General features: G+C 66.9%; 18 protein-coding genes. 5 read left to right on the forward strand and 13 right to left on the reverse strand.

From position 1 onward, the window contains the following. Genes ACFMBG_RS15345 through ACFMBG_RS15375 form a run of 7 tightly spaced genes read right to left on the reverse strand, consistent with a single transcriptional unit; the run spans position 1 to position 8787 of the window. On the reverse strand, positions 1 to 1170 hold the full coding sequence (locus ACFMBG_RS15345; RefSeq protein ID WP_421055572.1) for a GNAT family N-acetyltransferase: 1170 nt from the start codon (positions 1168 to 1170) through the stop codon (positions 1 to 3). Continuing rightward, on the reverse strand, positions 1163 to 2326 hold the full coding sequence (locus tag ACFMBG_RS15350) for a glycosyltransferase (protein WP_421055573.1): 1164 nt from the start codon (positions 2324 to 2326) through the stop codon (positions 1163 to 1165). Before ACFMBG_RS15350 ends, ACFMBG_RS15345 begins: the two co-directional genes overlap by 8 nt. Beyond that, the gene (locus tag ACFMBG_RS15355) at positions 2323 to 3561 is read right to left on the reverse strand and encodes a glycosyltransferase family 4 protein (RefSeq protein ID WP_421055574.1); all 1239 of its coding nucleotides are present in this window, start codon (positions 3559 to 3561) and stop codon (positions 2323 to 2325) included. The genes ACFMBG_RS15350 and ACFMBG_RS15355 overlap by 4 nt, the downstream gene beginning before the upstream one ends. Beyond that, positions 3548 to 4999, reverse strand: a complete 1452-nt coding sequence (locus ACFMBG_RS15360) for an O-antigen ligase family protein (protein ID WP_421055575.1) — start codon at positions 4997 to 4999, stop codon at positions 3548 to 3550. The genes ACFMBG_RS15355 and ACFMBG_RS15360 overlap by 14 nt, the downstream gene beginning before the upstream one ends. Next, positions 4996 to 6297 (reverse strand): polysaccharide deacetylase family protein, encoded by a 1302-nt coding sequence (locus tag ACFMBG_RS15365; protein ID WP_421055576.1) that lies wholly within the window; start codon positions 6295 to 6297, stop codon positions 4996 to 4998. Before ACFMBG_RS15365 ends, ACFMBG_RS15360 begins: the two co-directional genes overlap by 4 nt. Before the next feature lie 16 nt (positions 6298 to 6313). Beyond that, positions 6314 to 7819 carry a YveK family protein gene (locus tag ACFMBG_RS15370; RefSeq protein WP_421055577.1) on the reverse strand — a complete coding sequence of 502 codons (1506 nt, stop codon included), beginning with the start codon at positions 7817 to 7819 and terminating at the stop codon, positions 6314 to 6316. Continuing rightward, a complete protein-coding gene (locus ACFMBG_RS15375) occupies positions 7816 to 8787 on the reverse strand; it encodes a sugar transferase (RefSeq protein ID WP_421055578.1) in 972 nt (323 codons plus the stop codon). Before ACFMBG_RS15375 ends, ACFMBG_RS15370 begins: the two co-directional genes overlap by 4 nt. A 368-nt stretch (positions 8788 to 9155) precedes the next feature. Here ACFMBG_RS15375 and ACFMBG_RS15380 point away from each other — a divergent pair, with 368 nt between their 5' ends. The 3 genes from ACFMBG_RS15380 to ACFMBG_RS15390 are packed head-to-tail and all read left to right on the forward strand — an operon-like array spanning position 9156 to position 12007. Beyond that, on the forward strand, positions 9156 to 9308 hold the full coding sequence (locus tag ACFMBG_RS15380) for a hypothetical protein (RefSeq protein ID WP_421055579.1): 153 nt from the start codon (positions 9156 to 9158) through the stop codon (positions 9306 to 9308). Between the two features lie 30 nt (positions 9309 to 9338). Continuing rightward, positions 9339 to 10913: a lipid II flippase MurJ gene (locus ACFMBG_RS15385; protein ID WP_421055580.1), complete on the forward strand. Its 1575-nt coding sequence runs from the start codon at positions 9339 to 9341 to the stop codon at positions 10911 to 10913. Then, entirely contained in the window at positions 10910 to 12007 is a 1098-nt protein-coding gene (locus tag ACFMBG_RS15390; protein ID WP_421055581.1) for a DegT/DnrJ/EryC1/StrS family aminotransferase, read from the forward strand. Before ACFMBG_RS15385 ends, ACFMBG_RS15390 begins: the two co-directional genes overlap by 4 nt. Positions 12008 to 12016: 9 nt before the next feature. Here ACFMBG_RS15390 and ACFMBG_RS15395 read toward each other — a convergent pair whose 3' ends face one another. Further along, a complete protein-coding gene (locus tag ACFMBG_RS15395) occupies positions 12017 to 12682 on the reverse strand; it encodes a hypothetical protein (RefSeq protein WP_421055582.1) in 666 nt (221 codons plus the stop codon). 188 nt (positions 12683 to 12870) lie between these two features. On the opposite strand from ACFMBG_RS15395, the gene ACFMBG_RS15400 reads away from it, so the two are divergent. Beyond that, complete coding sequence (locus ACFMBG_RS15400) at positions 12871 to 14034, forward strand: glycosyltransferase (RefSeq protein ID WP_421055583.1); 1164 nt, start codon at positions 12871 to 12873, stop codon at positions 14032 to 14034. A gap of 42 nt (positions 14035 to 14076) precedes the next feature. Here the strand turns inward: ACFMBG_RS15400 and ACFMBG_RS15405 are convergent, their stop codons facing one another. Beyond that, positions 14077 to 15306: a polysaccharide biosynthesis/export family protein gene (locus ACFMBG_RS15405; RefSeq protein WP_421055584.1), complete on the reverse strand. Its 1230-nt coding sequence runs from the start codon at positions 15304 to 15306 to the stop codon at positions 14077 to 14079. Positions 15307 to 15333: 27 nt separating this feature from the next. Next, a complete protein-coding gene (locus tag ACFMBG_RS15410; protein ID WP_421055585.1) occupies positions 15334 to 16464 on the reverse strand; it encodes a GNAT family N-acetyltransferase in 1131 nt (376 codons plus the stop codon). 374 nt (positions 16465 to 16838) lie between these two features. Here ACFMBG_RS15410 and ACFMBG_RS15415 point away from each other — a divergent pair, with 374 nt between their 5' ends. Next, positions 16839 to 17087: an EF-hand domain-containing protein gene (locus tag ACFMBG_RS15415; RefSeq protein WP_421055586.1), complete on the forward strand. Its 249-nt coding sequence runs from the start codon at positions 16839 to 16841 to the stop codon at positions 17085 to 17087. A 122-nt stretch (positions 17088 to 17209) separates the two neighbouring features. Here the strand turns inward: ACFMBG_RS15415 and ACFMBG_RS15420 are convergent, their stop codons facing one another. The 3 genes from ACFMBG_RS15420 to ACFMBG_RS15430 are packed head-to-tail and all read right to left on the reverse strand — an operon-like array spanning position 17210 to position 19483. Beyond that, positions 17210 to 17434, reverse strand: coding sequence for an NnrT protein (locus ACFMBG_RS15420; RefSeq protein WP_421055587.1), 225 nt, complete (start codon positions 17432 to 17434; stop codon positions 17210 to 17212). Then, positions 17431 to 17604, reverse strand: a complete 174-nt coding sequence (locus ACFMBG_RS15425; protein WP_421055588.1) for a hypothetical protein — start codon at positions 17602 to 17604, stop codon at positions 17431 to 17433. Before ACFMBG_RS15425 ends, ACFMBG_RS15420 begins: the two co-directional genes overlap by 4 nt. A 1-nt stretch (position 17605) precedes the next feature. Then, positions 17606 to 19483 (reverse strand): nitric oxide reductase activation protein NorD, encoded by a 1878-nt coding sequence (locus ACFMBG_RS15430; protein WP_421055589.1) that lies wholly within the window; start codon positions 19481 to 19483, stop codon positions 17606 to 17608. Position 19484: the final 1 nt, after the last annotated feature.

Here is a 19484-nt window from a genome sequence, read left to right on the forward strand (position 1 = left end):
TCACAGCCTCCCGCCGTTATTCAGGGCATCCGCCCGCCGCAGCTGGTGGTGCGGGAGCAGCCCCCGCAGCCTGGTCAGCTTGCGCAGCATGTCCTCAAGCTTGAGCAGCCAATGGGCGCGGCTGCCCCGCCGCACCCCGCGCAGACGCCGGACCTGGTAGGATGAGGTTTCAAAGTCCTTGAGGAAGCGGCTGCGCCGTCCGAAGTCGATCCGCGCAGCCGTCCCCTCCCCGATCAGCGCCTGCAGGCCTTGGCAGAGGATGGAACGGCGCGGCGACAGTTCCGAAAACGCGGTGTCGCAGTCCGCAGCCAGGCAATACCAGGTGTCCTTGCAGCGGACCGCGCAGAAGGACGCAATGTCCTGTTCGCCGGCCCTCATCAGAATCAGGGCGCCGCTGTCCCGCGCGGCAAAACGGTGCCAGAGTTCGCTCAGAAACGCGCCGCCGCGCAGGCCCGCAAGCCCGGACTCCGGCCGCTGCTTCGGGGACCGCTCCGCCAAGGCAAACACCCGCTGCACCGGCGCATTGTCCGCGGTGCGGAACACCTCCGTCTCCGCCTTGGCCCGCTGCAACTGCCGCTCGCCGTTACGGAGCTTTTTGCGGAACGCGCGGCTGCGGGTCTGGCAGTAGCTGTCCCAATCGCTGAGGTTTTCCGCCAGCGATCTGGCCTGCACGCGGTCCTGCCACAGGCTCAGGCCGCCCAGGCGCAAGCATCGGGTGGTAAACACATCACGGGTGCAGACCCGGAACACAGCCAGTTCAATCCCGGCCTGCGGCGCAGCCCGGCAGACCGCGTCCAACAGCGCCCGCAGGGTTTCGCGGCTGGTGGCCAGAAACTCGTAGAATCCGGAGTGGCTGCACAGCCAACCCGTCAGCACCCGGGGCCGGAAGAACGGCAGCAGCATGCTGAACCGCTTGCGGACAAGGCACATCGGCGCGGCGGCCACCATCCGGCGCGCCTGCCAGATCGTGAAGATCCGCAGCTCGCCAGGCAGACCGAAGCCTGCATGCTGCGCGGCCAGCCAGTCGAAAGAGGAGAACAACCGCCCACGGCAGGCAGCATGCATGGCGCGCCACTCCGCCTCCAGCGCGGCAAACTCCTCCCAGCGGGTCAAAACCCGGGCTTCCAGCGCCTCCGGCGGCGCGGGCTGGATGACCGCACGGCTATTCATCCGCCATCCTCCGGGCCGGCGCCCAGCGCACGCTGCGCACCCCGGCCATCGCCCGCAGGATGCCAAAGCCCATCGCGGCGTGGCCGATCACGAAGAAGCGGGCCAGCCCCGACCCCGGCAGCCGCGCCAGCGGCGGCAGCAGCAGGGAGCCTGCAGCGAGGCCGTAAACGATCAGCTGGGCCAGCAGGGCCAGGGTATAGATACCGCCCTGTTCGGTTGCAGCGGCCAGGCTCAGCAGCAGCATCGGCGGCAGCAGAAAAGCCACCATCCGGCGCAGCCCCTTGTGAAACATCAACTGCAGCGCATAAAGCCCGTGCCGGGCCGGGTTCATCAGCCGCCGCATCCGCAACAGCGCGCGCCAGCCGCGTTCGGTCGAGCGCACCCGGCGCATGAATTCGTCGCCGGTGCGGCTGGTCACCGCCTCCTGCGCCACCGCGCGCGGCTCGAACACCAGGCGGCGGTGCTGCGCCGGGGCCTGCACCGAGATATAGAAGTCATCCGCCATGTCGCCGGGAATACGCTCCGGCACCAGTTCACGCCGCATGGCATACAGCGTGCCTTGCGCCGAGACCGCCCCGCCGTGGCGGTTCTCGGCCGCTTTCAGGGCAGAGTCATAGGCCCAGAACAGCCGCTCGGCGCGGGCCAGCCAGCCGCCGCGGCCCTGCTTGCGCTGCGGCTGCAGCCGCCCGCATACGCCGCCGGTTTCCGGCTGCGCAAAGGGGGCCAGCAGGTGCCGCAAGGCGCCGGGTGCCAGCATGCTGTTGGCATCGGAAAAGACCACCACATCCGCCTCGATCCGCGCCAGCCCAGCGGTCAGCGCCTGCGCCTTGCCGCCATGCCCGGCCGTCTGAAAGGCGCGGATGCGCGGGCTGTTCAGTGACAGGGCCTGGTCCAGCGTGGCGTCCTCCGATCCATCGGAGACGACCAGCACGTCAACCCAATGCGGCCCGCAGTCCTGCGCCAGGATGGTCTCCAGCTTGGCCCGTATCGCGGCCTCCTCATTGCGGGCGGCGATCAGCACGGTGGCGCGCACGGGCTGTTCCGGCGGCAGCGGTGCGCGGCGGCCCGCCAACGCGGCCAGAATGCACCAGAGCAGGCCGTATCCAACCAGGGAAAAGGCGATCAGCCCCGCGCACATCCAGAACAGCAGGATCATTCCGCCGCCCTCCCCAGCGCTGCTGCGGAATGGGCCCGGAACAGGTCGAACTGACGCCTGGCATTGACCGCCAGCGAGAATTCCGCCTCCACCAGCGCCCGCCCTTGCCGGGCAATGGCATAGGCAGCAGCGGGATCGCCGTGAACGGTCTCAAGCGCTTGGAGCAGCTGCACCACCGAGCCCGGCTCGATCAGGAAACCGGTCCGGCCGGGGCGGATCAGCTCGGGGATGCCCGAGACGTTGGTGGAGATCACCGGCCGCTGGAACGCCAGCCCTTCGATCGCCACATTGGGAATACCTTCGGTCCGGCCTGACGGCCCGATCACCGAGGGCGCCGCGATCACATTGGCGGTTTCATACAGCCGGCTTACCGCCGCGAAATCCTGCTTGCCCAGGAAGGAGACCCGGTCCCCCAGCCCCAGCTCAGCCGTCAGCGCCTGCAACCTGCCACGCTCCGGCCCGTCACCGGCCAGGGAGCAGCGCCAGTCCGGGATCTCCACCGCCGCCAGTGCCCGCAGCAGCAGATCCACCCCTTTGCGCACCTGCAGAGAGCCGACATAGACCACATGAAACGGCCCCTTTTGCGGCGGCGGGCCAAGCTGCGGGATCGCCTCCACATCGACGCTGGAGTGAATCACCTGTATCTCCTCGGCGCGCAGGCCGCGGACATTACTGGCGAGGAAATCGCGCCCGTAGTTGCTGATGGTGCGCACAAAGGCCGCCTCGCCCAGCTTTTCCGCCAGCAGCCGCTGGGTGCGGAAGATGTCATGCGCCCGGCAGCTGACCGAATAGGGAATGCCGGTCAGCCGGTGAATCACCCAGGCCGCCGTCGCCGGATGGCCGGCAAACTCCGCGTGGATGTGGTCGGCGCCCCAGTCCGCCAGCTCGCGGGCGATGGCACAGGCGGCCACCGAGACCACCGCGGATTTTCCCGCCAGCATTGGCTTGCCGCCCTGCTGCGCCCCGATGGCGGCAAGCGGCCCGGCCATCCGGCCCAGCTGCGCACCGAAACTGGCCAGGGTGCGCGGGCTCAGCAGCCCGGCATGGCGGGCAATGGCCCGGGTCGGCCGGGCAAAATCATGCAGCACTTCGGACGTGTTGTAGGGCGACAAGTGATAGAGCCGCACCTCGGCCCCGAACTCCAGGAACTTCAGTACATCCCGAAGTATGAAGGTCTCGGTAAATTTCGGGTATTCCGTGACGATGACCGCCAGCCGCATGTCAATTTCCCCCATCCCCGCTGCCCGCTGCGCCAGAGTTTGGCTGGCTGATGTCCGAATGGCCGGAGTCCGCACGGCCGGCGCCTTCCCCAAGGCTGAGATGCCGGACCGCCACACACAGCGCGGGCAGGATCCACATAAATTTAGTGTCCTCGTTGGGCATGAACAGCGAAGCGATCAAAAAAGCCGCAAAGCCATAGGCCAGTGCCTTGGCAAATACCGACAGGCCCGCCACCTCCGCCCGCGCGGCCTGCAGAGCCGCCTTCATCGCGCTGATCATCACGCCGAGAAACAGCGCCAGCCCGATCAGACCCAGCTCGGCGGCGACTTCCAGATAGCTGTTGTGCAGCTGCCGCGGCCCTGGCTCGCGGCCCGGGTACCAGCGGAACTCTTCCCCGGCATAGTAATGCGGGTAATTGCCCGGGCCGACACCGAAAACCGGGTTCTCCCACAGCAGCTGCAGCCCGATCAGGTTGTAGGACAACCGCCGCAGCAGGGTCCGGTCGGAGCCCTGCTCGAACATCGTGCCCATCCGCTCCCAGTAAACCTCGGGCACAAAGGGCATCGCGGCGGCGGCAGCGGCAGCCAGGCAGACCAGCGCCAGCGGGAACAGGCGGTGCCTGCGGTTGTGCCACATGTAGACCAGTGCAATCAGCGCAAGGGCTATGGCGGCCGAACGCGCCAGCGTCAGGACCAGCCCGGCCATGCCGATCAGCACCACCGCGCCGCTGAACCACCGCATCGGCTTGTGTTCAAAGAACAAAACAGCGGCAATCACCACCGTGCACAGCAGCATGTGCGCCGCCGTTGTCGGGTTGTAGTTGGAGGCGCCGGCGCTGCGGGCCTGGCCCTCGAACGCGGCGGTGGTGGCGGCGGCCTCGGTCGCCACCAGCCTCACGCCCAGAACGCTTTCGGCCACCACGAACAGGCCGGAGACCAGCCCGGTGCCCACCAGCACCCAGACCAGGCCGCGCAGCCGTCCAGGGGTATCGGCCAGGGCCACGATCAGGAAAAACAGCACGACCACGCTGGCGAAACCGATCACATGCTCCTTGCCGGCCCCGGAGTACTTGCAGGTCAGATAGGAGATGCAGAGCCAGATCAGGAACAGCACAACCAGCGACCTGGTCTGGCTGGGCGGGCCGAGCCGCAGATGCCGCGGGGTGTGGCAGCTTTGCAGCAGCAGCCCGCCCAGCGCCGCCGCGGTCAGCAGTTTGAAGGCTGACAGCGGCAGCGCTTTCGACAGGAGTCCGGCCAGCGCGTCGAGATGGGAGAAGGTGACCAGCAGCATCAGCGCGGCAAAGGGATGCAAGGCGACCAGCCCGCCTGCGGCCATCCCTGGCACCAGCAGCAGCCCCATCTTGGGCGAGCCGGCGGTGAAACTGATCAGCAGCAGCGCCAGAAACAACAGACCTACCGCCAGCAGCAGATATCCGGTCAGCCGCCAGATCATGCCGCGCGTGGCCCCCGGCGCCGCTGACTGCGCTTGCTGCGCCGCTTCAGGCGCTTGTGCAGCGTCTTGCTGAGGCCTGCCGCCAGGATCACCAGGTACCAATAGTAATTGCCTTGGAAGCAGCGCACCGTGGCGCGGAAATGCCAGGCGTCGATGCGGGCGCTGGCAAAGCCGGCGGTGTTTTCCCCCACGTGCACCCGGCTGATCACCGCCGGATCCTCGCTGGCCCGGTTCGTCCCCCGGCCTGCGGTGGTGGCAATGTAACCCTCTTCGGCGGCGATGCCGCGGGCGAGCGCTGAGGTCCGGTTCTGCGGCCAGCAGAACAGATCCGGCGTCTTGCCCAAGCGAGCCTTGAATTCGGTGCGGCAGCGGGCCAGCTCGGCGCGGACCCGGGCGGCATAGGCCGCTGCGCTCTCGCGCCGGCCGCCTTCATAGGCGGGTGCGGCCAGTGCCGCGTCGCTTTCCGGGATTGCTGTTCCAGCGGGGACGGCAGGCGGTTTCTCGGCCAGGTACCAGTCATGCTTGCTGCCGCGCGTGGCGGCCCATTGCATCCAAGCGTGCTGTTTCCAGTTTTCGCGGGTCAGCTGACCGACCGCACGCGGACCGACCGGCACCCGGATGTGATCCACCCCGTGCGGCTGAACGTCGAACACCTTGTCCGGCCCCGCCTGGTCCAGCGCCCGGATCTCGCGCCAGCTGAGGTAGCCGTCCCAGCGGTCCGGGCGGCTGGTGTCGTCCAATGTCTGCGGCGGCACCCGGTCCGGGGCGGCGAATTCCAGCGAGATAAAGAGGGTGGCGCGCATAGCGTGGCGGCGCAGGATCGGTGCTGCCGCCACCCAATTGTCGAGATAGCCGTCATCGAAATGCAGCAGCACCGTGCCCGGCGGGACCGGCTGGCAGGCGCGGCGGCGGCGGATGAATTCCCCGGTGTCCATCACCGTGCACCCCATCCGCCGTAAAAGTGTGAACTGGCGGTCCAGGGTTTCAGGGCGCACCGAGGTCTCGGCCGCCCAGGGCAGCCAGGCGGCGTCGGCGCTGACGCTGTGCCAGGTCAGACAGGGCACTCCGCCGGGCTGCCGCATCCAGCCGTCGGCGATCCACAGCCAGCCGGCCAGCACTGGCAGCCCGGACCAGTCGGGCATCCCCCCCGCCGGAAACAGTGCGGAATACGGCCCGCCCCAAGCCAGCAGCCCCCAGGCAAACAGGATGGTGGCGATGCCGGTGCCCCAAATGGCCAGCGCCAGGCGCCGCTCCGCCTTGCGGCGGCCGCTGGCAAAAGATCTGCAGTTCTGCCGCACGCTCCGCTGCCTCCCTTCAGTCCCTCAGCATCACGCCAAAGACATTCTCCACGCCCTGCGCCTGCAGCCGGGCGGTCAGCCCCTGCAGCGTTTCCTCTGCCACGGTGCCGGGACGGATCCCGATCACAACCCAGTTGAAACCCCTGGCCTTGCTCATGCAAAAACTCTCATCGGCGCCGCCCAAGTCCGTCACTTTAACCCCGTTTGCAGGCGTCGGCTCACTGCGCCCGTCCAGCAGCCGCCCAAGCTGGACAACCGTCTCACTGCGGCCGCTGGCTACTGCCTGAAGCGTGGCCCCTCTGCCTTGCTCCTCCTCCGAGGCGGCGGCGCTTTCCAGTTTCTGGGCTTTCAGCTTCTGCCAGCCCTTCAGGCGCCGTAAGGAAACCTCGATTACCGCGGTCAAACGGCGGCTTTCCACGTCGCTGCCAATGGCTGTGACCGCCCCATGGCTGGGAACAGCGTTGCATTGCAGGTTCATTGCCTTGGCCATCTGCGCCAGCTTGGCCCGGCTTGGCCGCTGCAGCGGCACGACGCCCAGCCCCCGCGGCCCGAACAGCCGCTGCAAGTCGCCTTCGGTCTTGACGGTTCTGGAAAAGGTGTCCGCGCTGATAACCAGAAAGGCCGAGGCCATGATCCAGCCGGCAAACGCAAAAACGGTATTCACGATCACCCGCGGAAAGACCGGATAGACGGGCACCATCGCGGGGTCGATGACCCGCAGCGCGGCGAAATTGCTGGTCCGGGCCATCCGCAGCGTGCTGATCTGCTCCTCCAGTTCCGCGAAGTTGCCGTCGCCCTTGATGATTTCCTGGCGCAAGGCGGCCTCCAGCTGGAGCGAAGCAGCCTCTGCCTGGGCCCTGGCATGCGCCACATATTCCTCAGCCACGAAATTGGCCGCCGCAGCCGCAAGGCGGGGTTCGCCCCAAAAGACCTTGATTTTCATGATATAGGTGCCTTCGACCATCTCTACATGGATCGAATCCTGCAGCGCCAGCACGGTATCGGTCCGCGGGTCCAGCACCACATGCCTGCCGGAATTCAGCGTATTGTAGAGCTGCCGGAAATAGCGGCGGAAACTGACGACCCGCTGGATGATCTGCTGTCCAAGCCCGGCCGGAGCCGCCGCTTCCGGCACAGCCGCCGGCGGCTGCCTTGGCGGAAACTCTGCTGCGATCCGCTCCAGGGTCTTGGCTGCGATTTCCCGGCTCAGAAGGTATTCGATGTGGGTTTGCGTCAGCAGATTCGCCGGATTGATCGTGGTCGAGCGCACGAAGTTCTGGCTGTACGCCAGCTCGATTGGCGTCGGCAGCAGCGAGACTTTGGCTGAGGCCCTGTAAACCGGTGAAGCATGGAGAAGAAGTGTGCTGAACGCGGCGGTGCCACCCACCAGAAACACAAAGGTGAAGGCGACAAGGACCCGGTAGTACCGCAGCAGCTGGAGGTAATGGGCGGCCACGCCCGCCGCCCCCGGAACTGTGCTGGGCGGGCGGCTGCGCCCGCGCTGCCGCCTGCCCCCGGTCATGAGGAAATCACCGAAGACTGCAACAGATACCTTTCGACAAAATGCTTGGCTGCGATCGAATTGGTGGAATATGTCGCATAATGGGCAAACCCGCTGCGCCCGATGCCGATGGGTTCGCTGTGTTCGATTTTCGCCCGCACGGTGAACCGGCACACCCGGCCGGATTTGCGCTTGCGCACCAGCATCAGCAAATGCTCGCCCTCGGGAAACGGGCGGGTGGCTACGAATTGCAGGATTTCATCCGAGATGCCGCAGATTGCGCCGACATGGGTATTGTTGCCCGAACAGAGCTCCACCTTGCTGTCCGGCGGCCGGTTAAAGCCGGTACGCAGCCATTTGTGTTCGGCCAGCGGGCGGAACTGGTCTGCAATCCCCGAGGCGGCCAGGCGGGCGGATTTGCGCAGAACACAGTAACCGACATAAGCCAGAAAACCGAAAGCCGCACCGTAGCGGACCGGTGTGCGGACGCACATGCGGTTGAACCTGGCGCGCAGCGCTTTGGGCGTTTCATGAGTCATCAGCGCCTGGGCAAAGCCGACCAGGCCGGGGCGAATGCGGAAACGCTCCTCGTAACCGGGCACTTCCTCTCGGTAGACGTCTTCGATCTCCGGGCGGATCGGACGCGGCCCGAAAAAGACCATATCGCCGCGCAGGATGTTGATCAGCTGCGGCAGCTCGTCCAGACGTGAGCGGCGCAGGTAGATCCCGATGCGGGTTTCCGTCATCGAGCGGCGCGGCAGGGTCCGGTCGCGGGTGACGGTGCCGGCCTTGAAGCTGAGGGTGCGGAATTTGAGAATGTTGAATTCCCTGCGGTCCTTGCCCAGTCGCGGCCCGGAATAGAAAACCGGGCCGCGGACCAGCACCTTCTGCATGAGGATGATCAGCAGCATCAGCGGGCTGACAAGCGGCAGCAGCATCAGCGCCAGCCCGCGGTTGACCACCGCATCGAGCACCGGCCTGGTGGGCATGTAGCCGGTCCGCAGTGCGGCACCGCTCAGCAGCCCTCTGGGCGCGCTGGCGGCGGCCGCCGCCCCGGCGGTTCCGCTGCGCGGCGCGCCCCGCAGATCCGGCCGGGCTGCTGGTCCGGCCCGCCTCGGCTGCGCGCCATTTTTTCCATAAATGCGCGGCGCGGGATCAGCTCCCCCGGCTGACCCACGAAAAAATACCCGGTTCACTGTAACCCCCGTACAATTCCCAGTATATGCGAAATTTCCACAAGTCCGGTCACCGCCGCTCCCACAACCGGCCAGTGAACGCTGTGTCTTCCCCCATGCCCGATGGAACGTAAGGGCGCGATTCGTGTCAATTGGCCAACCGGCATACGCCTAAGGGATTAGTGCCGGACAACCATCTGAAATATATCAGCAAATATCTCATCCCGCTGCAAGCGGAGCAACTGCGGGCGGTGCCAGGCCAAGACCGCCCAGCACAAAATATGCGCGAATTTCTGGCCGCGTTTCAGAATGGAGCTAAGCTGAATAGCTGGTGAAAATTTATTGGTTTCCGGAAAGCGCCGCCTATGAAGCAGCGGGGAACACTGCGCAATATCATCTCCGTCACTTTCTGGAAAACTGCCGGAATGGGGCTGAGCCTGATCATTGCCCTGGCAATTGCAAACCTGTTCGGCGCGGGCCCGGCCACGGACGCGTTTTTCCTTGCCCGCCGCTTGGTGTCCAATGCCGCTGCCGGGCTGGAGCGGGCGTTTCAGCTGTTGCAAGTACCGCCCCTGGTGCGGCTGGCGGAAAACCAAGGGCTGGAGGCTCTGTCAGTGCATCTGCGCAGGCGCCTGTGGCAAGTGTTTCTGGCTGCATCGGTGCTGTGTGCCGCCGCTTTTGCAATGGCGGGAGAGATCGTCGACTTCCTGGCCCCCGGCTTTGCCGAAGAGCAGCGCCGGGCTGCTGAGGCTTATTTCCGGATCCTCATAGTTGTGCTGCCGTTGTCTGCGGCGACGGCACTGGCTGGGGCGACGCTGAATGCGCTGCGGCTGTTCAGCCTGCCGGTGATTGCCAGGCTGCTGCCGCGGCTGTGCGCGGTGATTGCCTTGGCAATTGTTGCGGCAGTGCCGGTGTTTGCCGCCGGGCTGGGCGCAGTTGCGCTGGCGATCGCGGCAGGCACCGTGCTGATGGCGGTGGTCTTTGCGTTCTGCATCCGCCATGCGCTGTCGCAGGATTGGACGGCCGCCGCGGCGGCTGTGCCGCAACAGGGCTACTCGCCGGGGCGCGTCTGGGCGATGCTGCTGACGCAATTCCACTTGATGGCCGCGATCTGGATCGACATGGCGATGGCCTCTATGACCGGCACGGGCGGCGTGGCAACGCTGGAGTTTGCCCAGCGGATGACCAATATGGCCCCCAGCGTGGTGACCAGCAGCGTGGTCATCGTGTATTACACCGAGTTTGCAAGCCATCTGGCGCGGGGCAATCACGATGCCTTCCGCGAAAGCGTGCTGGTGTCGCTGCGGGCAACAATGCTGTTTGTGATGCCGGCTGCGGTCGCGCTGTTCATGCTGAACAAGCCGCTGGTGTCCGTGCTGCTTGGGCATGGCGCGTTTGAGCCCTGGGCGGTGGCGCAGACGGCCAGCATCATTGCCTGGCTGGCGCCGCTGCTGGTGGTCAACGCGCTGCTGGGAACCCTGATGTCGGCAACATTTGCCGTGCCGCAGTTGCCGCACGCCCGGATGATTGCCACGTCGATCACGGTGGCGCTAGCGGCCCGGGTGGGGCTTAACCTACTGTTTCTGCCCCATTACGGCGTGCTGACAGTGCCTGCGGTCTCACTGGTATCGATGACATTGCTGATGGGTGTTCTCTACATCTGGCTGGCATATGCGCTCGGCCCGCTGGTACGGCTCCGGGACCTGCGTCCCTTTGCGGCTATGGCGCTGGCCTCTGCCGCAGCGGCGGCAGCGCTCTGGACAGTGCAATCGGCGGCAGCGCGCACAGCGGCGGGGCGCTTGGAGACGCTATCGGTTGCCGGGCTGTCTGCGGTCTGCGGCGGGCTGGCCTTTGCGGCGGTGGCAACGCTGTTGAGAGTACCGGAAACCGCGCGGATCCGCCTAGCCTTGCGCAAGGCTGTGCGCCGGGGTGCGGTATGAGTGCCCCGGTCCTGATCCAGAAGTCGCCGCCGCTGCGGCTGCGCAAGCCGCGGAGCCGCCTGCCGTTTCCGTTCAACAGCCCGCACACCCACCTGACCCGGAGCGGGCGCTTTGCGATCCGCGAGGGCTTGCGCGTGCTGGGGCTGCCGCAGGGGGCCAAGGTGCTGCTGCCGGCCTGGCATTGCGGGTCCGAGGCCGATGCAGTTCTGGCCGCCGGGCTGCGGACCGGGCTGTACCGGTTGCAAGCCGACTTGTCGGCCGATCTGGAGGATCTGCGGCGCCAGCTGCAGCAAGGCGGCACGGCCGCGGTCTATGCCATTCACTATTTTGGCTATCCGCAGCCCGTGGAGGCTGTGCGAGCGCTGGCGGAGGAATTCGGCGCCGTACTGATCGAGGATCTGGCACTGGGGCTGTTTTCCTGCGGCCCGGACGGCACCCCGCTGGGACAGAAGGGGGATATGTCGGTGTTCAGCCTGGTCAAGACCCTGCCCTTGCCGGACGGCGGCGCGCTGTGGCTGCGCCAGGCCCGGCCCGGTGCCCTGGCGCGGCTGTCGCCCGCCCCGCTGCGGCCGGTGCTGGCCGGGTTCAAGGGGGTACTGCGGCGCTCGGTTTCCGCCCCGCCGCCAGTCCGGGCCGCCGCTGAAGCCGCGCCTGCGCAGCTGGAGGCCTGGCACCCGCGGGCGGGCATAGACCCTGCCGATATGGCCGGCCGGATTCCACTGTTGACCCGGCTTTTGCTGCGCCTGACGGATGCGGGTGCCACCCGAGCGGCGCACCGTGCCAATTACAAGGCACTGCAGGAGGGGGTGCCGCGGCGGGCAGGTATGCGGCCGCTGCTGCCGGACCTGCCGGAGGGCGCCTGCCCCGCCTTCTTTCCGCTGTTCACTCCGCAGGCGGACAGGGTGCATGCCGCCTTACAGGCCGCGGGCATCCAGTCCGTGCGCTTCTGGCGTCAGTTCCACCCGGCGGTGGATCTGTCCGGCCATCCCGAAGCGCAGGCGCTGAAGCGATCGGTGCTGCGGCTGCCGGTGCATCCGGGCCTGAGGCCGTCGGATGCGGCGCGGATCTGCGAGGCGCTGCACCGGGTCTGCTGAAATCGCCTGTCAGAGCTGGCAGAAACGGACATCGTCCAGCAACATTTCCGCCGCTTGCGGGTTTGAATTGGCGGTCAGCCCGACCTGGAAGCGGTCAGCCTGCTCCCGTACTGCGACATCCATGTGGCGGGACACGATCTCTTGCGTGAGCAAGGTGGTGCCGCGGGCATCGCTGACCACCTCACCATCCAGCGTGATCACCGATCGCCCGTTTTCTCCCGAGCCAAGCGTCACTTGCCAGCTGAGCTGGTGCCAGACTCCAGCAGTCACCCGCTGCGGCGCAGACGGCAGAAACGGCTCCTTGATGCCGATCTTGGAGCGGTCTACCCGCAACAGCCCGCGGCGCAGGTAAAGGCGCACGCCCGGGTTGGTGTCCAGCCCGCAAGAGGCGCATTCGAGGTCCATCAGGATCACGCTGTTGAGCGGCGTGCCCGGCGGGAAATAAATCCGCGCCTGCATCAGGATCACGGTCCCGGCCGGCAGAGGCTGAAAGCGGTGGACATAGTCCGCCTTCCCGACTTTGCCGCTCTTCTTGGGACCCGCTGTCAGCCGCGCCACGCGGTTGCCCGGCTGCAGGGGATCCTCGGCCAGGACGGCCGTGCCGCGCTGCAGCTGCACATGGGAAAACCCGCCATGCCCGCCGGCCTGATCAAAAGACCAATATTGGCTGTCCATGGGGCACTGGCCCGCAACTGCGCCGCCGCCTGCCCACAAGGCCGCAGCAAGGGCAGGAATGGCAATCAGGCGGCCGCACGGGCCGCACTTGAGCAATGGCATGGCAGAGCTACTCTCAATGAAACACAAGCTAAGGATATAGGGCCCGTTTCCGGTTTGACCCGGAGATTGCGCCGCCGGAACGGGACATGAATGCAGCACAGCCGCAAACAATTGCCTTTGCCCTGCCGCACCTGAAGGCGGGCGGGATCGAAGTGGTGGTGAAATCGCTGCTGTGCAGCCTTGACCGCCGCCGCTGGGCGCCGGTGCTGATCCTGAACCGCTGCGAAGGCGAGCTGCTGAAAGCCCTGCCCGGCGATGTGCCGGTGCTGAGCTGCGGCGGCAGGGGCCTGCTGCCGCGCGCCTGGGCGCTGGCACGGCTACTGCGGCAGCAGCGGGCGGCGCTGGTCTACTCCGGCACCAATGCGATGAACCTGTCTGCAGTTCTGGCGGTCGCGATGCTGCCGCCCAAGCAGCGTCCGCGGCTGGTGATCTCTGAGCACACGACGGCCGAGGACTACCTGGCCAAGGCCCGCCACCCCTGGCTGCGCAAGCTGCTGATCCGCGTGCTGTATCCGCGGGCGGACCGGCTGGCGGTGCCGCTTGAGGCCATCGGCACCGGCTGGCAAGCCGCGCTGAGTCTGCCGGGGCCGCCGGCGGCCAGTCTGCCGAACCCGGTTCTTGACGGGGCGGAGCTGGCACGGCTGCGTGATAATGCGCCTGCACGTCTGCCGGGGCGGATCGTTGCAGCCGGGCGGCTGATCCCGGACAAGGGCCATGATGTGCTGATCCGCGCCTTTGCGGATGTGCAGAAAGCCCTGCCGCAGACAGAGCTGCTGATTTACGGCACCGGGCCGGAGCGGGCAGCGCTGGAGGCACTGGTGCAGCAGCTGGGCCTTGGCGGCAAGGTTCGGCTGATGGGCTATTCCGCGGACCTGCTGCGCGACTTTGCCCGTGCGGAGCTGGCGGTGCTGCCGTCGCGGCGCGAAGGTTTCGGCAATGTCGCGGTTGAGGCGATGGCGGCCGGCACCCCGCTGGTGGCAAGCCGCTGCCTGGGGCCGCAGGCGATCCTGCAGGACGGCACGCTGGGCGAACTGGTGCCACCCGGTGACGTGCAGGCGCTGGCCCAGACCATGATACGGAGCCTGCAGACCCCGCCGGACGAACGCCGGCTGGCCCTGGCCCGGGCTGCCGCAGACGCCTACCGGGTAACAGTTGCGGCGCAGGCGTTTGACAATTTCGCAAGCGGACTGCTGGCACCTGACGCCCCGCACCCGGCGGTGGCTAGCCGGAAGGCTGCGGGCATCCGGTAGCTTGAACCCGTCCAGGTCTGCCCCGACGACACGGGTCGAAATCTAGCCCGGCTCAGCCACTGCGAACCCACCGCGGCGGATTTCCACCAGGTCGCCAGGCAGAACTTCGGTATTCAGGGCTGCCGGAAGGATCTGCTCACCACTGCCCGTATTGCGGCGAATGCGGAACACCGGCGGCAGCAAAGGCCCGGTGACGGGTACTGCACCCAGGGCGGCGGACAGCGTCCGGATCATATCGCGGGACGCGGCAATTTCCGCTTCCTCGGCGCGAATGCGCGACATGACTGCCGCCAGCTCTGCGGTGATATCTTCCATCCGGTTCTGGCGCGCTTCCTCAACCGCGGCCAGCAGGCTGAGTTCGGTTTGCCGCGCCCGGGCCTCGTAACTGGCGGAGAGCATCAGCTCGATATTTTCGTCATTATAGATGCTGCGCAGCTGGCGCACCCGTTCGGTGCTGGTCAGGCCGCGCTCCAGCAGTTTTTCGAGATCCCGCAGCGCCTTGGCGCTGGTCTCGATCTGTTCCCGAAGGATTGCTTGCTGCCGGGCAAGGGCCGTGGCCTCTTGCGCGGCCAGTTCCGCCTGGGCCTGCGCAGATCCGGCGCGGGCCTCATCGCGGGCGGCGCGGCTGCGCAGGATTGCAATCTGCTCGGCGATCAGGCGGTCGGCCTCCGGCCCGGCGAGGGCAGAGAATGCCGCATCCGGCGCCAGGGCCACCGCACCGGAGCTTTCGGACAGAAGCCGCAGCCGCTGCGCGTGAAGGTCCACCAAAGTGGTCTGGCGCACGGCAATCTGCGCCTGTTCATCGGCAATCCGGATATCCAGCTGGCTGGAGGCGGTTTCGCTCTCCCGCGGGTACAGCCCGCCAGAGGCTGCCAGGATGCGCCCCACGGTCAGCCCCTCGCGGAAGGGGATCTCACCGGGCGTGACCACATCGCCCAGCGCATAGACCGGCCGCCAGCGGGAGACGTTGACCGCGACCGAGGCCGGCAGGCCGGTGCGGTCGCTTAGCTGTTGCTCCAAGAGGGCTTCCAGCGCGGACAGTGTCTGGCCCGCCGCCGCCACTTCGCCGGCCACATGCATGGACAGCGTTCCATCGGGGCGGATTCTATAGGTCTGCGACAGGGCCTCGCGGTTCAGCACGGATACATGCACCTCATCGCCAGGCCCGAGCCGCGGCGTTCCCGCCGCAGCGGTCTGGGCGGCAAGCCAGACCAGAATGGCCGCTCCGGCCAGGCGGGCCTGTATCCGGCCAGTGATGAAACGGCGGGCCATGTGCGGTCCCTCCTTTTGGTGATGCGGTCAGCTGGTGAAGGCCGACCTCTTTCTGGTCCGCAGCTGTTTGAGCTTGCGCGCCCTTCTGCCCACCGGCCGCAGCAGGTCCTGGGCTCCCAGCCACAGATCCGCCTGACGGTATCGGCGGCAGATGCGCAGCCGGTGGAACGTTTCGAATGTATCGGCCAGCCGGTCCAGAAACGGGGTGGAGCGCAGGGTGTTGGACCTGTCCATGCCGCGTTCGATGGCGCCTTCGATCCCCCGCCAGGCCATGATCCGCCCCGGGGAGATCTTGCCGTAGCTTTCGTCGAAATCGAGGATCAGCCCGTAGGACGTGCTGCCCGCTTCGACACAGATGCTGCTGGCGGCCTCGCGGCCCTCGATCGTCAGGAGATGCACCACCATGGTACCGCTGGCTGACATCCGCCGCCAGAGCTCCTGAAAGAAGACACGGGTGCGCCTGCTGGAGCCAATGTCAGTGCCCATGCGGGCCTTCCAGCTGCGGGCCGACAGGGCCAGCGCCCCCTCCAGAATGCGGGAAGCCTCGCCGCCCGGGCGGTCCGCCGTCAGCATCTGGTGGTCCCGCTTTGCCAGCGCCCGGTGACCGGCGCGCAGCGACTGGCGGAATTTCCTGCTGCGCCGCGCCAGGCAAGCCTCCAGCCCGTCATCGTGACCGCAGACAGCGGCCCGGATCTCCGGCCTTTGGCGGCAGCGGAAACGGCCGCTGCCATCCACATCGCTGATTTGCCCGAAAGCGCCGGCGGCGCGCATCGGCGTGAGATCGGCGACATCGCAATCCCGTGCTGCAAGCATCTCTGCCAACAGCGCGGCGGTGTCCGCCTTATGGCCCGGAGCGGCCAGTACATCGTGGAAGCCCGCCCGGTCGCTGCACAGCATCGACAGCTTGCTAAGGCGCGGGCCGCCCGGCCACAGCGCCTCGCGCTTCAGCCCTAGCGGCAGCGCGGCCGTCAACTGGCCGTCGCGCCAGACGCAGCCGATCCGCGGCGCAGCGTCCTGGCCAAAGGCAGCGGCCCAGGCCAGGATCCACTCCATCGAGGTAAACGGCCCGCCGCCAGAGGCAGCATGCAATTCCGCCCAGGCGGGCTGCAGCACCTCCAGGGCTGCAAGATCCGTGATGATTTCAGTTTTCGCAGCCACAACATCCGCCGCATTCCAGCACACACCCCTATGCAACCTAGAAGGCATTCAGGCCGTGTCCACGCAGGCAGCCAAAAATCTGCTGCAGCACTGCGCCCGGGGCGCGGCTTTCAAGACACGCTGGCCTGCGGCACAGGGCGCAGGCAGATTTCTGCAGGACCGGCACCCAGGCTTGAGCGGAGAAAGGACCAGGCAATTTTCAGGGCGGCAAAGCGCCGAGGCCAAGACGCCTTTCCGGCGGCGGGGTGCCTGAAACTGCGGCCCAGCGGCAAGGGGATAGCACCCGGCGCCGGCACCGCCTAGCTCTAGGTCACGGCCCGCGGATCACCGTGGCCGCCGGTAAAAAAACCAAACAAACGAATGGAGTGTCTCACATGAAAAAATTCGCGCTGACCGCCGCCGCCTTTGCTGCTCTGGCCGCTTCGCCGCTGGCCGCGATGGAATCCATCACCGAGGCTGACACGGATGGCAACGGCACCTATTCGCTGGAAGAGCTGCAGGCGGCCTATCCGGATCTGACCGCAGAAACTTTTGCCACCATTGACGCCAACGCCGACGGCGAAGCCGATCTGGCCGAGGTGCAGGCAGCGGAGGAAGCTGGCCTGCTGGCAGCAGCCAGCTGATCCTGCGGCAAGGCGGCTCCCCCCATATACCCCCGGAGCCGCCTTGCCACTTTGTTCCCCCTGATTTCAAACAGCGCCAAGGCCCTGCTTTTGCAGGGCTTTCTTTATGTGCGGATGACAGCTTAGCCGCCGTCCGCCTGCCGCTTCAGCCGCTCGATATGGCGGGCAAAGACATAGGTGACGGGCAAGCCCAGCAGCAGGCCCCAGGCCACCGATTCATAGGGGGTCAGCACCCGCCAGCCGACCCAGCTGGCAATCAGCGAGGCAAAGAAGATGTTGATCGCCGCAGCACCCGCCCCGAACGGGTAGAGCGCAGCCAGCAACCGCCATGAGGGCTGCGGTGTCATCGCCGGCTCACCAGATATTGCACCAGGCCCAGGCTGGCGATCAGCGCGATAGAGGCGACCAAGAACCAGAGCTCCGCGGTTTCGGTCTGCGGCTGCGGGATGGGGCGTTCGAATGTGGCGGCAAAGGCGCTGGAGGGAGCCAGCAGGGCGAAGGAGAGGATTCGTTTCATCTCAGTGCTCCATGGTCAGGGATTGATAAATTTCCGGCAGCGCGCGCGGCAGCCGGTCCGGGTCGGGCAGCAGGGTGAAGCCCGCACGCCCGAAGATGCGGGCAAACCAGTCCTGCCCGTCTGCGTCGATCACCACACCGTGCACCGACTGACCCAGGGCACGGGCCTCACGCACCGCCATGCGGCTGTCCTCGATGCCGTGCACGCCTTCGTAGTGGTCCAGATCGTTGGGCTTGCCATCGGTCAGCACCAGCAGCAGGCGGCGTTCGGCGCCTTCCTCTGCCAGCTGGGCAGAGGCATGGCGGATTGCAGCGCCAAGCCGGGTATAGTGGCCGGGCTTGAAGCCGCCGATGCGGGCGGTGACCGCCTCTGACATTGGGTCCTCGAAACCCTTGGCGCGGGTCACGAACACCCGGTCGCGGCGCAGGGAGGAGAAGCCCCAGATGCCCAGACGGTCGCCCGCAGTGGCAATACCGCCGGCAAGTGCTGCCAGGGACTCGCGGGCGGTCTCGATGACCGGACGGTCGCCAACCGTGGCCTCGGTGGAACGGGAGCAGTCCATCAGCACCGCCACGCTCAGGTCGCGGGCCATCGGGCGGCTGGCCTGCCAGACCCGGTCGCTGCCCTGCTGGCCGCAGGCCAGGTCAACGTGGGATTTCACCACCGCTTCCAGATCCAGCTCATCGCCGTCCAGCTGCCGGGGCAGCATCACCCGGCGCGGATGCAGCGGCGCAAACTGGCGGCGCACCCGGGCGACCAGCCGCGGATCGGGCTGGAAGCTGCCGGCGGGTTTGCCTTCGGCTTCCAGCACGCAAGTATGGGCGGGCATGTGCTTGCCCAGCCGGTGGTTCCATTCGGGATAAGTGAACTGCCCCGCCAGCCGCTCGTGCTCGGCATCCTGCGGCGACAGGTCCAGCGAGATCCGCAGCCGCGACGCCGCTCGTTTCATATGCTGCGAGAGGGTCAGGTTGTCCTGGTCCTCCGCCGCTTTCTGAGCATTCTCGTTGTCGTCGTCATCGACCATGCGGTTGATGTTCAGGCTTTCGGCCCAGGACAGGATGGATTCGAACCGGTGAACGATGAAGCTGTCCTTGCGGATCGTCTGGTCCTGATCCTGCCGCTTGGCCGTCTTCCGGGTGGAGACGGCGAGGCCCGGGGTTTTCATCTCCTCCGCCTCGGGGGCTGCCCCCCTGCCCGCCTGCGGAACCGCCAAGCGCAGCCAGAACGGCACCGGCTGATAGGTCCGGTAGCCGCGCGGCGCGGTGCAGGCACAGGGTTCGGCGATGCGGCAGTCGGTGCCGATCTGATCCAGCACCATCCGTTCGATCCGCGCTTCGAACCGCGGCAGGCCATTGCGCTTGCGGGTCCCGGCGATATGGGCACAGAACGCGCCATAGGCAGACCGCAGCCCCGGACAGGCAGCAAACACCTTGTCCGCGGCGCGGGCATTGGCGGCGATCTCCAACTGGTCGGCCTGATAACGGTCTTCGTTGCGTTCCGGCAATTCGATTGAGGCGGCCATTGCGGCCAGCCACAGGTACGCCTTGCGATTCAGCTCGGGGCTCGGGAAGGCAGCCATTTCCGGCGGCAGGCGCAGGCGCTCGCCATCGAAACTGGCCATATGCGCCATCTCGCGCGGCGTGCCGATGCGGCGCAGCCGGTCCGGGCGGTGGTCCGACAGCACCGCGGGTGCCACCTGGATTTCCACGCCCCCGGCCCCGCCCAGCGCCCGGAACAAGGCCGCCACGCTGGCGCGCATGTCCTCGAACCGGACGGTGTGTTCGGCCCCATCTGCTTCGGCGCCGATCCGTGTGGCCATTCCGTGCCACAGGTTGCCAACCGTTTCTTCGGGTTCCAGAAGGTCGAGAGCGTGGATCATA

The sequence above is a fragment of the Leisingera coralii genome (assembly GCF_049056525.1).
Lineage (GTDB): Bacteria > Pseudomonadota > Alphaproteobacteria > Rhodobacterales > Rhodobacteraceae > Leisingera > Leisingera coralii.

Coding starts and splice junctions, on each gene's coding strand:
- ACFMBG_RS15400 (WP_421055583.1), top strand. CDS start 12,871: ATGAATGCAGCACAGCCGCAAACAATTGCCTTTGCCCTGCCGCACCTG.
- ACFMBG_RS15415 (WP_421055586.1), top strand. CDS start 16,839: ATGAAAAAATTCGCGCTGACCGCCGCCGCCTTTGCTGCTCTGGCCGCT.
- ACFMBG_RS15420 (WP_421055587.1), bottom strand. CDS start 17,434: ATGACACCGCAGCCCTCATGGCGGTTGCTGGCTGCGCTCTACCCGTTC.
- ACFMBG_RS15385 (WP_421055580.1), top strand. CDS start 9,339: ATGAAGCAGCGGGGAACACTGCGCAATATCATCTCCGTCACTTTCTGG.
- ACFMBG_RS15350 (WP_421055573.1), bottom strand. CDS start 2,326: ATGATCCTGCTGTTCTGGATGTGCGCGGGGCTGATCGCCTTTTCCCTG.
- ACFMBG_RS15355 (WP_421055574.1), bottom strand. CDS start 3,561: ATGGGGGAAATTGACATGCGGCTGGCGGTCATCGTCACGGAATACCCG.
- ACFMBG_RS15395 (WP_421055582.1), bottom strand. CDS start 12,682: ATGGACAGCCAATATTGGTCTTTTGATCAGGCCGGCGGGCATGGCGGG.
- ACFMBG_RS15390 (WP_421055581.1), top strand. CDS start 10,910: ATGAGTGCCCCGGTCCTGATCCAGAAGTCGCCGCCGCTGCGGCTGCGC.
- ACFMBG_RS15360 (WP_421055575.1), bottom strand. CDS start 4,999: ATGATCTGGCGGCTGACCGGATATCTGCTGCTGGCGGTAGGTCTGTTG.
- ACFMBG_RS15405 (WP_421055584.1), bottom strand. CDS start 15,306: ATGGCCCGCCGTTTCATCACTGGCCGGATACAGGCCCGCCTGGCCGGA.
- ACFMBG_RS15370 (WP_421055577.1), bottom strand. CDS start 7,819: ATGACCGGGGGCAGGCGGCAGCGCGGGCGCAGCCGCCCGCCCAGCACA.
- ACFMBG_RS15375 (WP_421055578.1), bottom strand. CDS start 8,787: ATGCCCACCAGGCCGGTGCTCGATGCGGTGGTCAACCGCGGGCTGGCG.
- ACFMBG_RS15430 (WP_421055589.1), bottom strand. CDS start 19,483: ATGATCCACGCTCTCGACCTTCTGGAACCCGAAGAAACGGTTGGCAAC.
- ACFMBG_RS15345 (WP_421055572.1), bottom strand. CDS start 1,170: ATGAATAGCCGTGCGGTCATCCAGCCCGCGCCGCCGGAGGCGCTGGAA.
- ACFMBG_RS15425 (WP_421055588.1), bottom strand. CDS start 17,604: ATGAAACGAATCCTCTCCTTCGCCCTGCTGGCTCCCTCCAGCGCCTTT.